This is a genomic window from Xenophilus sp. (assembly GCF_044462705.1).
Lineage (GTDB): Bacteria > Pseudomonadota > Gammaproteobacteria > Burkholderiales > Burkholderiaceae_C > Xenophilus > Xenophilus azovorans.
In genome coordinates this window covers 1-15,012 of the sequence record NZ_JBIQNC010000025.1, presented here as the reverse complement: position 1 = coordinate 15,012, position 15,012 = coordinate 1, and the positions used below count along the sequence as shown (strand labels likewise).

Below are 15,012 nucleotides of genomic sequence, written 5' to 3'. Positions count from 1 at the left end.
TCATGACAGGTGCGGCGAAAAGGGCATGCATCGCCCTCGGCGGTTTCTCGCACGAGTCCAACTCCTTCGCGCCGTCGCAGGACGTGGGGCTGGACCACTTCCTGTCGCGCCGCGACCGCCCGCCGCTGCTGCCCGGCGCCCGGATGCTGGACGAACTGGGCTCGGGCGCCTTCCCGACCACCGGCTTCCTGCAGGCGATCGGGCAGGACCACGCGCTGCTGCCGCTGGCCTGGGCCAGCGGCGGCGCCGGCGGCATGGTCAGCGACGAGGCCTTCGAGCACGTGTGCGGCGAACTGGTGTCGCGCCTGGCCGGTGCGCCGCGGCCCGACGCCATCTACCTCGAACTGCACGGCGCCATGGCGACGCCCCGTCTCGACGACCCGGAGGCCGAGTTGCTGCGGCGCGTGCGTGCGGTGGCGGGCGAGCAGGTGCCGATCGTCGTCACGCTCGACTACCACGCCAACCTGTCGCCCGCCTTCGCCCGGATGATCGACGGCGCGGTGGTCTATCGCACCTACCCGCACGTCGACCGGGTGGCGTGCGGACGGATCGCCGCGGGCCTGGTCCGGCGGCTGCTGGTGCGCGGGCGCTGCGCCGGCGTGGCGATCGCGCACCTGCCCTTCCTGATCCCGCTGCATGCCCAGTCCACGCTGGACGGCCCCAGCCGCAGGATCGTCGACCGCTCGCTCGCCGATGCCGGCGAGGTGGTCAGCCGCTGCTATGCGGCCGGCTTCCCCCTGAACGACCGCCACTGGTGCGGCCCCGCCGTGATGGTGCATGCGGACAGCCAGTCCGCGGCCGACGAGGCATGCGCCGGGCTGCTGCGCGCCGTGCTGGACGAAGCGCAGCACTTCGAGGCGGCGCTGTGGCCGATGGACGCCGCCGTCGAGGAAGCGATGCGACGCAGCAGCGCGCCCGGCACCGGGCCGGTGCTGCTGGCGGACGTGCAGGACAACCCCGGCGCCGGGGCCGGATCGGACACGACTGGCCTGCTCGCCGCGCTGGTGCGTGCGCAGGCGCAGGGCGCGCTGCTGGGCATCCTGTGCGATGCGGACGCGGCGGCCGCGGCCCACGCCGCGGGGGAGGGCGCGTCGATCGACATCGCCCTGGGCCGCCCGCCCTTCGCCGGCCGCTTCGTCGTCGAGCGGCTGGGGGACGGCCGCTTCGTGTCCACCGGCAGCGTGGCCGGCGGCCTGCGCATGGACCTCGGCCCGATGGCGCTGCTGCGCATCGGCGGAACGCGCGTCGTCGTCAGCACCACCCGCATGCAGGCCTTCGACCCGGCGCCGTTCCACCACCTCGGCGCCGACCCGGCGCGCGCCGCCATCCTGGTGCTCAAGAGCACCTGCCACTTCCGCGCGGACTTCGGCCCGCTGAGCCGCGACGTCCTGCTGGTCGAGGCGCCCGGCGACGCCGCGGCGGACCCGGCCCGCTACCCGTACAGGCGGCTGCGTCCCGGCGTGCGGCCCGGCCCCGCCGCCTGAGGCGCGGGCGCCGCGCCTCAGCCCGTGCGCGGCGTCAGGTTGCCCAGCCGCTTCGACACCTCGGCGCCGCAGGCGCGGGCAGCCTTGGCCTGGGGGCCGTCCCAGTCCGGGTCGAACGACGACGAGCGGCCCATCAGGGTGATGCCCAGCACGATGTTGCCCGAGTAGTCGAAGACCGGCGCCGCGAAGGAGCACACCCCCGGCGTGGGGTTGTTGACCGAGCGCGACAGCCCGTGCCGGCGCACCTCGTTGAGCATCGGCTGCAGCTGCTCCGCCTCGATCGGCTTGGCGATGTCCGGGCCCAGCCGCCGGTTGTCCTCGCGCAGCGATTCCTCGATCAGCCGGGGCGGCAGGTAGGCCGCGAACAGGCGGCCCGTCGCGGTGCCGGCCAGCGACATGACGGTGCCGGTGCGGATGTTGGTGTGCAGCGGGTAGATCGCGTCGAAGAGGAACACGATCGTCGGCCCCTGGTTGCCCCACACGGACAGCGCGACGCTGTGGCCCTGCTGCGTCGCCAGGCGCTCGGCGAAGGGGATGGCCTCGCGCACCGGGTTGAGCATGCGCAGCGTCACCAGGCCCAGCTGCATGGCGGTCGGGCCCAGCCAGTAGTGGCCGGTCGAGGGCTCCTGCGTGACCAGGCCCAGCTTCGAAAAGCTCACCAGGTAGGGGTGCGCCTTGCCCGGCGCCATGTCGGCCGCGCGCGCCAGCTCGCGCAGCGGCATCGGCCGGCCCTGGGCGCCCAGCGCCAGCAGGAGCTGCCCGCCCGCCTCGATCGACTGGATGCCGCGGCGCTCTTTTTCTGAGCCCGCGTCGCCGTCGCCGTCCTGAACTGCATTCATCGTCGGTCTCCTAACTTTTAGATTCTACTGATCGCATTCGATAAGGGTAAACCATCAGCACATAGTAAATGCGTTAGCAAGATACTAACGCCATTGGGGCGCGGCCGGCGGCGCGCGCCCCCTGGAACGGAGCAGTCAATGAGCAAGCAGGAAACGGAATACGACGTACTGGTGGTGGGCACCGGCGCGTCCGGCATGGCGGCGGCGGTCACGGCCGCCCACGAGGGGCTGAAGGTGCTGGTGGTGGAGAAGGCGCCGGTCTACGGCGGCACCACGGCGCGCTCGGGCGGCTGGCTGTGGATCCCGGGCACGCGCCTGGCGAAGGAGCAGGGCATCGAGGAGCCGGCGGGCGCCGCTCGCGCCTACCTGCAGCACGAGGCCACCACGCACTTCGACGCGGCGCGGGTGGACGCCTTCATCGAGAACGGCCCGAAGGCGATCGACTTCTTCACCGGCAAGACCTGCGTGCAGTTCGACATGCCGCCGGTGTTCCCCGACTACCACGCCGAGGCGCCGGGCGGGCAGCCCGGCGGCCGCTCGATGGTGACGCGGCCCTTCGACGCCCGCGAACTGGGCCAGCGCGTCGCCCAGCTGGCGCCGCCGGTGCCCGAGCTGACGGTGTTCGGGATGATGCTGGGCTCCGGCAAGGAGCTGTGGCACTTCCTGCGCGCGTTCAAGTCGCTGGAATCGTTCTGGTACGTGGCCAAGCGCTTCGGCGGCCACCTGCTGGACGTGATGCGCCACGGCCGCGGCATGACGCTGACCAACGGCAACGCGCTGGCCGGCCGGCTGGCCAAGGCCGGCATGGACCTGGGCATCCCGGTCTGGCTGGATTCGCCGGTGCGCAAGCTGATCGTGGAGGGCGACGCCGTGGTGGGCGCCACTGTGATGCGCGAGGGCACGCCGGTGGACGTGCGGGTGCGCCGCGGCGTGGTGCTGGCCTGCGGCGGCTTCCCCTACGACATCGAGCGGCGCAGGCAGCTCTTCCCGCATGCGCCCACCGGGCGGGAGCACTTCACGCCCTCGCCGGCGCTGAACACGGGCGACGGCCTGCGCCTGGGCGAATCGGTCGGCGGCTGGGTCGATCCGACCATCCCCAACGCGGCCGCCTGGTGCCCCACCTCCGTCACCCGGCGCAAGGACGGCAGCGAGGGCGTGATGCCCCACTTCATCGACCGCGCCAAGCCGGGCGTGATCGCCGTCACCCGCCAGGGCCGGCGCTTCACCAACGAGGCGCTGTCGTACCACGACTTCGTGCAGGACCTGGTCAGGGCCTGCAAGGGCGCGCCGGAGGTGAGCTGCTGGCTGATCTGCGACCACCCGCACCTGCGCGAGTACGGCCTGGGCTGCGTCGCCCCCTTCCCGCTGCCGATCGGCAAGCACCTGCGCTCCGGCTACCTGCGGCGCGGCCGCAGCCTGGAGGAGCTGGCCGGGAAGATCGGCGTGCCCTACGCCGCGCTGCAGGAGGAGGTGGACACCTTCAACCGCGACGCCGCCACGGGCGTGGACACGAAGTTCGCCAAGGGCAGCACCGCCTACAACCGCTACCAGGGCGACTCGCTGGTGCAGCCCAACCCCTGCATGGCGCCGATCCGCAAGGGCCCCTTCTATGCGATCCGCCTCGCCGTCGGCGAGATCGGCACCTTCGCCGGCCTGTCGACCGATGCCTCGTGCCAGGTCCTCACCCGCGACGGGCGCCCGGTCAGGGGCCTGTACGCGGTGGGCAACGACGCCGCCAGCATCATGGGCGGCAACTACCCGGGCGCCGGCATCACCCTCGGCCCCGCGCTCACCTTCGGCTACGTCGCCGGCCGGGCGCTGGCCCGGCAGCAGCCGCCGGCCACGGCGCAGGCCGTGCACCCGGCCGACACGCGCCAGCCCGCGCACGCCTGAGCGCACGCCGCATCCACAGCTTCTTCGCACACGAACGCATCGCATGGACATTTCCGAACGCATGGCACCCCAGGTGCTGCAGGGACGCATCGCGCTGGTGACCGGCGCCGGCCAGGGCAACGGCAAGGCCATCGCCAGGGGGCTGGCGCTTGCCGGCGCCCGGGTGGTCGTCACCGATCTCGACGAGGACAACGCACGGGCCGTCGCCGCGCAGATCGCCGCCGACGGCGGCCAGGCGCACGCCTACCGGCTCGACGTCACCTCGCGCGACGCCTGCGAGGCGCTCGCGCTGCGCGTGGCCGGCGAGGTCGGCAACGTCGACATCCTGGTCAACAACGCCGGCATCATCATCCGCGAGGGCCTGGACAGCCCGAAGGCCGCGGCCAACCTGGAGCGCACGCTGGACGTGAACGTCATGGGCACCTTCCACCCGACGCGCGCCTGGCTGGAGGCGCTGCGCGAGAGCCGGGGCGTGGTCATCAACGTGGCCTCGATCGCATCGAGCGCCGGCATTCCCCACAGCGTGGGCTACTCGCCCTCCAAGGGCGCCGTCCGGCTCATGACGCAGGCCCTGGCCGTGGAGCTGGCCCCGGACGGCATCCGCGTGAACGCCATCGCGCCGGGCGTGATCGAGACGCCCATGACCTCCTACACCCGCGAGGCGCCCGAGCGGCTCGACCGCTTCATGATGCGCACCCCCATGGCCCGCGTGGGCCAGGCGGAGGAACTGGTGGGCCCGGTGGTCTTCCTCGCCTCCGACATGGCCAGCTACGTCACCGGCGTCACGCTGCCGGTGGACGGCGGCTTCCTCGCCGCCTGAGCGCGCCGCATCCCTTCGCCACCACGCCATCCCGCATCTCGCAACCCCGGACCGCCCCCGGTCCGACAACACCGCCACTGGAGACAGCCATGAGCATTTCGAACTACCTCAAGCGGACCGTGATCGCATCGAGCATCGTCCTGTGCGCCGCCGCGGGCGCGCAGGACATCAAGCTCGGCTTCAACGGCGACCTGTCCGCCTCGCCCTCCGCTCAGAGCGGCAAGGCCGGCGTGCTCGGCATCGAGGCCGCCATCGCCGACATCAACGCCGCCGGCGGCGTGCTCGGCCGCAAGCTGGCGCTGGTGATCCGCGACGACCAGTCGCAGCCGCCCAAGTCCATCCAGAACATGAGCGACCTGATCGACAACGAGAAGGTCGCGGTGGTCTTCGGGCCGACCAACTCGGGCAACGCGCTGGCGTGGAAGCACATCCCCAACCAGAAGAAAGTGATCTCGATGGGGATGGTCGGCTCCGGCACCGACATCACCAAGCCGATGCGCCCCGGCGCCGACAACTACATGTTCCGCGTGTCCATGGTCGACCGCGAGCAGGTCGCCGCGCTGGTCGCCTACGCGGCCCGCAGCGGCACCAAGAAGATCGGCCTGATGGGCGAGACCACTGGCTACGGCCAGGGCGGCCTGAAGGACCTGGAGGAAGTGGCCAAGCTGCACGGGCTGACGCCGCTGGCGACCGAGAAGTTCGGCGTGGGCGACACGGACATGACCTCGCAGCTCAACAAGATGAAGGCGGCCGGCGTCGACACCATCCTGGTGTGGGCGCAGGGCACGCCCACCGGGCAGTTGGTGCGCAGCATGGAGAAGATCAACTACTTCCCGACCATGCTCAGCTCCTGGGCGGCCGACAACATCACCTTCTTCGATGCGGCCGGCAAGAACCTCGCCGGCAAGCCCATCTTCATGCGCACCATCGTGAGCCCCAGCACGCCGGCGCAGAAGAAGCTCTTCGAGCGCACCGCCTCGAAGCTGGCCGCGCCCAGCGCCTTCCCCTTCGTGATCCACGGCTACGACGCCACGCTGCTGGTGGCCGAGGCGATGAAGCAGGCCGGCACCACCGACGGCGCCAAGGTGCGCGAGGCGCTGGAGAACCTGGCCAAGCCGGTCGAGGGCGTCAAGAAGACCTACGCCAAGCCGTTCAGCAAGACCGTGCACGAGGGCCTGGTGGCCGGCGACCTCGCCTTCGTGAAGTGGGACGGCGACCGGCTGGTGGAGTTCAGCGACGACGTCGTCAAGGCGCTCAAGCCCGAGGACTACAAGCGCTGACGGCGGCCCGGGGCGCCGGGCGGGTCTGCCCGGCGCCTCACCCACTGGAGACGGACGATGGATGCAGCTTTGTTGCAGGCGCTGATCAGCGGCCTGGCGGTGGGCAGTGCCTACTCGCTGGTGGCGCTGGGCTTCAGCGTCACCTTCACCACCACCAAGACCCTGAACTTCTCGCACGGCGAGTTCGTGTCGGCAGGCGCATTCATCGGGATGAGCGTGCTGTTCCTGGCCGTCGGCAAGCCGCTCACCTCCACCTCCTTCGGCGGCGGCGATCCCGGCCTGGCTGCCCAGGCCGCGGCGCTGATCGCGGCGCTGGCGGTCATGGGGCTGATCGGCTGGCTGCTGTTCCTCGTCGGCGTGCGGCCCTTCGCGCGCCGGCCCGGCATGGCCTGGGTGATGAGCACGCTCGGCTTCGGCGTCATCCTGCAGAGCATCGGCCTGGCCATCTGGGGGCCCAAGCCGGTGGTGGTGCCCAGCCCCGTCGGCGACAGCGTGGTGCGCATGCTGGGCGTCGGCGTGCGGCCGCAGGAGATGCTGATGCTCGCCGTCTCGGTGCTCGTCATGCTCGCGTTCGACCACGTCATGCGCCGCACGACGATGGGCAAGGCGATGCGCGCCGTGGCGCACAACCCCGGTGTCGCCAGCCTGATGGGCATCAACGTCACGCTGGTCATGGTGGGCGCCTTCGTCATCAGTTCCGCGCTGGCGGGGCTGTCGGGCTTCCTGCTGGCGCCGATCGCGCAGGCCTCGCTGTTCATGGGGCTGGCCGTGGGGCTCAAGGGCTTCTCGGCGGCCATGATCGGCGGGCTGAGCAACGCCCGCGGCTGCGTCGTCGGCGGCTTCCTGCTCGGCGTGCTGGAGTCCTTCGTCAACCTGTGGTCGGCGCAGTGGCGCGAGGTCGTGATCTTCCTGCTGGTCATCCTCGTGCTGGCCTTCCGGCCCAACGGCCTGTTCGGCACCCGCATGGTGGAGAAGGTATGAAGGGCCTCAAGCACCTGCTGGCCGTCGTGGCGGCGGTCGCCGTGCTGGCGGCGGCCACCGGCCGCATCTCCAACGACTACTACCTGCGCATCGCCTTCATGATGTGCGTGTACTACCTGTGCGGCGTGGGCATGAACGTGCTGGTCGGCTATGCGGGCCAGAAGTCGCTGGGCCAGGCGGGCCTGTTCGCCGCCGGCGCCTACGCGGTGGCGCTGCTCACCATCCACACCGACATCGACCCCTGGCTGGCGCTCGCGCTGGGCGCGGCCATCGCGGGCGTGTGCGGCGTGCTCATCGCGCTGCCCTCGCTGCGGGTCAAGGGCCCGTACCTGGCGATGGTGACGCTGGCCTTCGGCATCGTGGTCGAGAAGCTGGTGACCGAATGGACCGAGGTGTTCGGCGGCGCGCAGGGCCTGTTCGGCATCCGGCCGCCCACCTGGCAGGAGCAGCCGCTGACGATGAACCAGTGGGTCTGGTTCGCCCTGGGCCTGTCGGCGCTGGCCCACCTGCTGGTGCGCAACCTGGTCTCGGGCCGCTTCGGGCGCGCCTGGCTCTCGCTGCAGGCCGACGAGATCGCGGCGTCCTCCGTCGGCGTGCGGGTGTACCGCGGGAAAGTCATGGCCTTCGTCGTCGCCGCCGTCACCTGCGGGCTGGCCGGCGCGCTGGTGGCCCAGCAGAACCAGTACATCAACTCCGACTTCATCACCTTCCACCTGTCGATCTTCATCCTGCTGCTGGTGCTGTTCGGCGGCGTCGGCTCGCCCTACGGGCCGCTGGTGGGCGCCGTCGGCCTGACGCTGATCGAGGCGGCGCTGTCGAACTGGCCCTCGGTGCAGCACTTCGTGTACGGCGCGCTGCTGCTGTTCGCGCTGTACGCGATGCCCGGCGGCGTGATGGGGGTGGTGAACCAGCTGCTCGGCCGCCGCAGGGCCCGGTGCGCGGCGCCGGCGCAGGACGTCGGCGAGATCCGCCTGAACCTGCGCAGCTGGGCCGGCGCCGACCTGCTGATGGTGAAGGACGTCTCCAAGGCCTACGGCGGCGTCAAGGTCGCCCAGCAGGTGTCGTACTGCCTGCGGCGCGGCCACGTGCATGCGCTGATCGGCCCGAACGGCGCGGGCAAGAGCACGATGATCAACATGCTCACCGGCATCGTCGCGCCGGACGCGGGCGAGATCCGCTTCGACGGCCGGAGCACGGTCGGCGCGCCCGCCCACGCGATCTGCGCGATGGGCATGGGGCGCACCTTCCAGAACCTGCGGCTGTTCGCCGAGCTGTCCGTGCTCGACAACGTGATGCTGGGGCGTCACTCGCGCATGCGCAACGGCTTCTTCGGCGCGCTGTTCGCGCTGCCGTCCTCGCGCCGCGAGGAGGCCGCGGCGCGCAGCCGCTCGCGCGCGCTGCTGCAGCTGGTGGGGCTGTCGCACCTGGCCGATGCGCCCGCGGGCAGCCTGCCCTACGGCCTGCAGCGGCGCGTGGAGCTGGCGCGCGCGCTGGCCACCGACCCCGAGCTGCTGCTGCTCGACGAGCCCGCCGCCGGCCTCAACCCGCAGGAGACGCAGGAACTGGGCGACCTGCTGGTGCAGATCAGCCGCATGGGCCTGTCCATCCTGATGGTGGAGCACCACATGGACATGGTGATGCGCATCTCGGACCACGTCATCGTGCTGGACTACGGCGTCAAGATCGCCGAAGGCACCCCGGCCGAGGTGCAGGCCGACCCGAAGGTCGTGCAGGCCTACCTGGGCGTGGAAGCGCCGGAAACGCCCGCGGCCGAGGTCGCCGCGCCGCGCGAGAGCGCGGCCGCCTGAGGAGACACGTCATGCTCAGACTCGAATCCGTGCGGATGTCCTATGGCGCCATCGAGGCCGTCAAGGGCGTGTCGCTGGAGGTGCGCGCCGGCGAGGTGGTCACGATCATCGGCGCCAACGGCGCCGGCAAGAGCACGCTGCTCAAGGGCATCGTGGGGCTGGAGCCCCTGGCCGGCGGCAGGCTGCTGATCGACGGCGTGGACTGCGCGCGCGTGCCGGCCCACAAGCGCGTGGGGCTCGGCGTGGCGCTGTCGCCGGAGGGCCGGGGCGTGTTCCCCGACCAGACGGTGTACGAGAACCTGCTGCTGGGCGCCTACGCCATCCGCGGCGAGGCCGGGCGCATCGCCAAGCTGGTGGACCGCGAGTTCCGGCGCTTTCCGCGCCTGCGCGAGCGTGCCGACCAGCTGGCGGGCACGCTGTCCGGCGGCGAGCAGCAGATGCTGGCGATCTCGCGCGCCCTGATGAGCGAGCCCCGGCTGCTGCTGCTGGACGAGCCCTCGCTCGGCCTGGCGCCGCTGATCATCGCCGACATCTTCAAGTCGATCGCGGCCCTGCGCGAAGCCGGTCTGACGATCCTGCTGGTCGAGCAGATGGCCAACCAGGCCCTGGCCGTGGCCGACCGCGCCTACGTGCTGGAGACCGGCCTGATCACCGCGCAGGGCACCGGCGCGCAGATGCTCAGGGACCCGGCCGTGCGCGCGGCCTACCTCGGGTCGCATTGAGGCGGGGTGCGGCGCATGTCCTCTTCCGCGCTCTTCGCGCCGCTGCAGGTGCGGTCGCTGTGCCTGAAGAACCGCATCGTCATCTCGCCGATGATGCAGCACGCCGCCCCAGGCGGCTTCGCCAACCACTGGCACCTGGTGCACCTGGGCAAGTTCGCGCTGGGCGGCGCGGCCCTGGTGCTGACCGAAAGCACGGCCGTCTCGCCGGTGGGCCGCATCGGCAGGGACGACGCGGGCCTCTGGGACGACGCGCACGTCGCGCCGTGGAAGGAGGTGGTGGACTTCGTGCACGCGCATGGCGCGGCCATCGGCGTGCAGCTCGGGCACGCGGGGCGCAAGGCCGGCAGCAAGGCGTTGTGGGAAGGCGGCGAGGCCCTGAGCGAAGCGCAGATGGCCGAGGCCGATCCGCGCTGGGTCCGCATCGGCCCCAGCGCCGTGGCGGCGGGGGAGGGCTGGTCGGTGCCGCGCGCCATGTCGGGCGCCGACATCGAGGAGGTGGTGGCGCAGTTCGCCGCCGCCGCGCGCCGCGCCGACGCGGCGGGCTTCGACGTGGTCGAGCTGCATTTCGGCCACGGCTACCTGGCGGCCAGCTTCCTGTCGCCGCTGTCCAACCTGCGCACCGACGAGCACGGCGGCAGCCGCGAGGGACGCATGCGGCTGGCGCTGCGCATCGCGCGCGAGGTGCGGGCCGCCTGGCCCGGCGACAAGCCGCTGTGGTGCCGCCTCTCGGTGGTGGACGGCGCCGTCGGCGGCTGGGGCGTCGAGGACAGCATCGCGCTGGTGCGGCAGCTGCAGGACTGCGGCGTCGACGTGATCGACTGTTCCTCCGGCGGCCTGACCGAGCAGACCCGCGCGCTGCCGGTGCCCCGAGGTCTCGGTTTCCAGGTACCGTTCGCGCGGCAGGTACGCTCGGCCACGGGCGTGCTGACACAGGCGGTGGGCATGATCGTCGAGCCGCGCCAGGCCGAGGAGATCGTCGCGTCCGGTGCCGCGGACCTGGTCGCCATCGGGCGCGAGGCGCTGTACGACCCCTACTGGCCGCTGCATGCGCAGGCGGCGCTGCAGCCCGACCCGCAGTTCGGCGACTGGCACCTGCGCCACCGCGTCTGGCTGCAGAAGCGGCAGCTGGTCCTCGACCGCCTGAAGGGGGCGGCGGACTGACTGCCGACCGATTCACTTTTCATCATTGGAGATGGCCATGAGCACGACCAAGCAATTCGCCTCCGCCGGCGACCTGGAAGACAAGAAGATCTCGTTCACCCGCCTGTCGGAGAACGCGTACGCCTACACCGCCGAGGGCGACCCGAACACCGGCGTGTTCATCGGCGACGAGGCCGTGATGGTGGTCGACACCCAGGCCACGCCGGCGATGGCGCAGGACGTGATCCGCCGCATCCGCGAGGTGACGCCGCTGCCCATCAAGTACGTGCTGCTGTCGCACTACCACGCGGTGCGCGTGCTGGGCGCCTCGGCCTACTTCAAGGAAGGCGCGCAGGAGATCATCGCCAGCCGCGACACCTACGACCTGATCGTCGAGCGCGGCGAGCAGGACAAGGCCAGCGAGATCGGCCGCTTCCCGCGCCTGTTCCGCAACGTCGAGTCGGTGCCGCCGGGCCTGACCTGGCCGACCATGACCTTCGACGGCACCATGAGCGTGTGGCTGGGCAAGACGCTGGAGGTGAAGATCGCGCAGATCGGCCGCGGCCACACCAAGGGCGACACCATCGCCTACCTGGAGGACCAGAAGATCTGCTTCGCCGGCGACCTGGTCGAGTACCAGAGCACCGCCTACGCGGGCGACTGCTACTTCCGCGACTGGCCCGCCACGCTGGACCGCCTGGCCGCCTTCGGCTTCGAGAAGCTGGTGCCCGGCCGCGGCGCCGCGCTGGAGAGCGCGGCCGACGTGCGCCGCGCCATCAGCTCCACCCGCGCCTTCATCTCCGACGTCTACACGCTGGTGAACAACGGCGTGGCCGAGGGCAAGGACCTGCGCACCATCTACCGGGAGGCCGTCGCCGCGCTGCGCCCGGCCTACGGCCACTGGGTGATCTTCGACCACTGCATGCCCTTCGACATCTCGCGCGCCTACGACGAGGCCACCGGCCACGTGCACCCGCGCATCTGGACGGCCGAGCGCGACATCGAGATGTGGCAGGCGCTGGAGGGCTGAGAAGGGGCGCGGCGGATCGCACCGTGTCCGACACCTCCGGCCTCGTCCTCGACCGCGCCGCCGTGGACGCCACGCTGCGCCGCCTCGGCCTGTGCGGCTTCGCGGCGATGCTGTCCATGCGCTTCTGCGATGCGCTGCTGCCGGCGCTGGCCGAGGAGTTTCATGTCACCACCGGCGTGGCGTCGCGCACCATCGCGGGCTTCGCGCTCGCGTACGGCCTGCTGCAGCTGTTCTACGGCCCGCTGGGCGACCGCTACGGCAAGCTGCGGGTGATCGCGCTCGCCAGCTTCGGCTGCTGCGCCGTCCACCTCGCCGCCGCCTGCGCGCCGGGGCTGGATGCCCTGGTGGCCGCGCGCGTCGCCGGCGGCGCGGCGGCGGCGGGCGTGATCCCGCTGACGATGGCCTGGGTCGGCGACCACGTGCCCTATGCCGAGCGGCAGGGACGGCTGGCGCAGCTGCTGGGCGCCACCGTGAGCGGCATGATCGCCGGCCAGTGGCTGGGCGGCGTGGCCGCGGGCAGCGTCGGCTGGCGGGCCGGGTTCGCCGCGCTGGCGCTGCTGTTCCTGGCGGCGGCGCTGCTGCTGTGGCCGCGCGCGGCGGCGGCCGCGCACCCCGCGGCGGCGGGCTCCGGCGTGGCGCGACTGGGCCAGGTGCTGCGCACCGGCTGGGCGCGCGTGATCCTCGTGCTGGTGGCGCTCGAAGGGGCGCTGGTGTTCGGCGCCGTCAGCTTCGTGCCGCACCAGCTTCACCTGCGCCACGGCCTGTCGATGCCGCACGCCGGGGCGGTGCTGGCGCTGTTCGGCGTCGGCGGCCTGCTGTACAGCCGCGGCGCCCGGCGGCTGCTGGCGCGCGTGGGCGAGGCCGGGCTGGCACGCACCGGCGCGCTGGGGCTGGCCGCCGGCTTCGGCCTGATGGCCTGGCTGCCGGCATGGCCGGTGGCGCTGGCGGCCTGCCTGCTGGCGGGCTTCGGCTACTACGCGCTGCACAACACGCTGCAGACCCAGGCCACGCAGATGGTGCCGGCGGCGCGCGGCAGCGCGGTGGCGCTGTTCGCCTGCGCGCTGTTCTTCGGCCAGTCCGGCGGCGTCGCCGCGGCGGCGTGGGCGGTGGACCGCGGCCTGGCGCCGGCGGTCTTCGCCGTCGCTGCACTCGCCCTGGGCGCGCTCGGGCTGATGGCCGCCGTGCTGCTGGGGCGCCATGTGCGGCCGGCCGGGGCCGCGTCGTGAGCGAACCCGCCTGCACACCTGCCACGGCCGTGGGGCCGGGGCGCGCCGCCTCGCCGCGCGCCACCCAGGCCGCGCTGATCGCGGCGATGGCGATCTGGGGCCTGAACGTCACGGCCGTGAAGGCGCTCACCGCGTATTTCGACCCGACGGCGCTGGCGGCGGTGCGCATGGTCACGGCCTGCGCCGCGCTGGCCGTCCTGCTGGCCTGGCGCCGCTGCCGCCTGCCGCGCCTGGACGCGCGCCAGGCCCTCGGCCTGGCCGCCTGCGCGGTGCTGATGGTGTATGCCAACCAGATCCTGTTCGCCGAGGGGCTGCTGCGATCGACCGCGACCAACGGCGCGCTGATCATGGCCCTGAGCCCGCTGGTGTCGGCCCTGCTGGCGGTGCTGGCCTTCGGCGAGCGGCTGTCGGCGGTGCGCGCGGCGGGCGTGGCGCTGGGCTTCGGCGGCGTGGCGGCGGTGGTGCTCAGCCACCCCGGCGCGCGGCTGGCGACGGCCGGGCTGGGCGATCTGCTGCTGGCGCTCGCGGTGATCAGCTTCGCCGCCGGCGGCGTGATCGTGCAGCGGCTGGCACGGCACCTCGACCCGCTGCCGGTGAGCTGCCTCATCTACCTGGGCGGCACGCTGCTGCTGGTGGCCCATGCCGGGCTGGCCGACGCGGCCGGCGGCGCGCCGCGCCGCGCGCCCGACGCCTGGGCCTGGACGCTGGTGCTGTTCTCCGGCGTGCTGGCCACGGCCGTGGGCAACCTCGCCTGGAACGCCGCCATCGCCCGCATCGGTGTGGCGCGCACCTCCGTCTTCCTCTACTGGGTGCCGGTGTTCGGCGTGCTGTTCGCCGCGCTGCTGCTGGGCGAGCGGCTCACGCCGTGGCATGCCGCCGGCTTCGCCGGCGTGATGGGCGGCACCTGGCTGGGCACGCGCCGGCCGCCGGCGCGGCCCGCTTCTTCCACCACCTCACAGGAGTTGGACACATGAACGTCCGCATGGGATTGATCCGCCAGCAGCCCGGCTGGAGCCACGAGACATTCAGCCGCTACTGGCTGGAACAGCACGGCCCGCTCGCCGCCCGGGTGCCGGGCCTGGCGGCCTACTGGCAGAACGTGGTGCAGGAGCGCCTGCAGCGCGGCATCGACTACGCGCGCGGCCCGTGGGACGTCGACGGCTTCTCGCAGCTGACGCTGGAGGCGGCCGGCGCGAAGGAGCGGCCCTTCGCCGAGGGCGCGCTGGCCCGCCGGCTGATCGACGACGAGCAGCACTTCCTCGGCGGCCTGCACATCGTCGAGGCCGAGCCGGTCGAGGTGATCCGCCCCGATCCGCAGCAGCGCCCGACGCTGCTCAAGCGCATGTCCATCCTGCGCCGGCGGCCGGACCTGGACGAGGCGGGCTTTCGCCGCGAGTGGCGCGTGCATGCCGACCTGGTGCGCGCCATGCCCGGCGTGGCGGGCTACCGGCAGAACGTCGTCGTCGCCCGCGAGCGCGTCAAGGGCCGGCCCTGCGGGTACGACGAGCTGCCGATCGACGGCATCGTCGAGCTGTGGTTCGAGAGCACGGCGACGCTGGAGGCCGCCTTCGGCAGCCCCGAGGGCCGGCGCACCATGGCCCACGCGAAGACCTTCCTGGCCGAGATCACGGCCTTCCTCGTGACGGAGCGGCGCATCGTCTGACGCCGCGCGCCGCCGCCGCGGCGCAGACTGCGGGCATGACCACCGGCACCGCCCGCACGTCCTACCAGCTGCACTACTGGCCCACCATCCAGGGCCGCGGCGAGTTCGTCCGGCTGGCGCTGGAGG

13 protein-coding genes are annotated in these 15,012 nt (G+C 72.4%); 12 read left to right on the top strand and 1 reads right to left on the bottom strand.

The features are described 5' to 3' along the window. Window positions 1-2 precede the first annotated feature (2 nt). Window positions 3-1,484, top strand: a complete 1,482-nt coding sequence (locus tag ACIY1X_RS06705; protein WP_399679197.1) for a M81 family metallopeptidase — start codon at window positions 3-5, stop codon at window positions 1,482-1,484. Between the two features lie 17 nt (window positions 1,485-1,501). Here ACIY1X_RS06705 and ACIY1X_RS06700 read toward each other — a convergent pair whose 3' ends face one another. Further along, window positions 1,502-2,323, bottom strand: a complete 822-nt coding sequence (locus tag ACIY1X_RS06700) for an IclR family transcriptional regulator (protein WP_399679194.1) — start codon at window positions 2,321-2,323, stop codon at window positions 1,502-1,504. Between the two features lie 138 nt (window positions 2,324-2,461). Here ACIY1X_RS06700 and ACIY1X_RS06695 point away from each other — a divergent pair, with 138 nt between their 5' ends. The 11 genes from ACIY1X_RS06695 (at window position 2,462) to ACIY1X_RS06645 (ending at window position 14,886) form a co-directional block, all read left to right on the top strand. Further along, window positions 2,462-4,216, top strand: coding sequence for an FAD-dependent oxidoreductase (locus ACIY1X_RS06695; RefSeq protein ID WP_399679191.1), 1,755 nt, complete (start codon window positions 2,462-2,464; stop codon window positions 4,214-4,216). A 43-nt stretch (window positions 4,217-4,259) separates the two neighbouring features. Then, window positions 4,260-5,036 (top strand): SDR family NAD(P)-dependent oxidoreductase, encoded by a 777-nt coding sequence (locus tag ACIY1X_RS06690; protein WP_399679189.1) that lies wholly within the window; start codon window positions 4,260-4,262, stop codon window positions 5,034-5,036. An 89-nt stretch (window positions 5,037-5,125) separates the two neighbouring features. Then, window positions 5,126-6,316, top strand: a complete 1,191-nt coding sequence (locus tag ACIY1X_RS06685; protein WP_399679186.1) for an ABC transporter substrate-binding protein — start codon at window positions 5,126-5,128, stop codon at window positions 6,314-6,316. Window positions 6,317-6,373: 57 nt separating this feature from the next. Beyond that, window positions 6,374-7,297, top strand: coding sequence for a branched-chain amino acid ABC transporter permease (locus ACIY1X_RS06680; RefSeq protein WP_399679184.1), 924 nt, complete (start codon window positions 6,374-6,376; stop codon window positions 7,295-7,297). Beyond that, on the top strand, window positions 7,294-9,105 hold the full coding sequence (locus tag ACIY1X_RS06675) for an ATP-binding cassette domain-containing protein (RefSeq protein ID WP_399679182.1): 1,812 nt from the start codon (window positions 7,294-7,296) through the stop codon (window positions 9,103-9,105). The genes ACIY1X_RS06680 and ACIY1X_RS06675 overlap by 4 nt, the downstream gene beginning before the upstream one ends. 11 nt (window positions 9,106-9,116) lie before the next feature. After that, window positions 9,117-9,827 (top strand): ABC transporter ATP-binding protein, encoded by a 711-nt coding sequence (locus ACIY1X_RS06670; RefSeq protein ID WP_399679181.1) that lies wholly within the window; start codon window positions 9,117-9,119, stop codon window positions 9,825-9,827. 15 nt (window positions 9,828-9,842) lie between these two features. Then, window positions 9,843-10,988, top strand: a complete 1,146-nt coding sequence (locus ACIY1X_RS06665) for an NADH:flavin oxidoreductase/NADH oxidase (protein WP_399679178.1) — start codon at window positions 9,843-9,845, stop codon at window positions 10,986-10,988. A 37-nt stretch (window positions 10,989-11,025) separates the two neighbouring features. Continuing rightward, on the top strand, window positions 11,026-11,997 hold the full coding sequence (locus ACIY1X_RS06660) for an MBL fold metallo-hydrolase (protein WP_399679177.1): 972 nt from the start codon (window positions 11,026-11,028) through the stop codon (window positions 11,995-11,997). 23 nt (window positions 11,998-12,020) lie between these two features. After that, on the top strand, window positions 12,021-13,223 hold the full coding sequence (locus ACIY1X_RS06655; RefSeq protein WP_399679174.1) for an MFS transporter: 1,203 nt from the start codon (window positions 12,021-12,023) through the stop codon (window positions 13,221-13,223). Continuing rightward, complete coding sequence (locus ACIY1X_RS06650) at window positions 13,220-14,197, top strand: DMT family transporter (protein WP_399679172.1); 978 nt, start codon at window positions 13,220-13,222, stop codon at window positions 14,195-14,197. The genes ACIY1X_RS06655 and ACIY1X_RS06650 overlap by 4 nt, the downstream gene beginning before the upstream one ends. Then, the gene (locus tag ACIY1X_RS06645; RefSeq protein WP_399679170.1) at window positions 14,194-14,886 is read left to right on the top strand and encodes an EthD family reductase; all 693 of its coding nucleotides are present in this window, start codon (window positions 14,194-14,196) and stop codon (window positions 14,884-14,886) included. The genes ACIY1X_RS06650 and ACIY1X_RS06645 overlap by 4 nt, the downstream gene beginning before the upstream one ends. Window positions 14,887-15,012 lie beyond the last annotated feature (126 nt).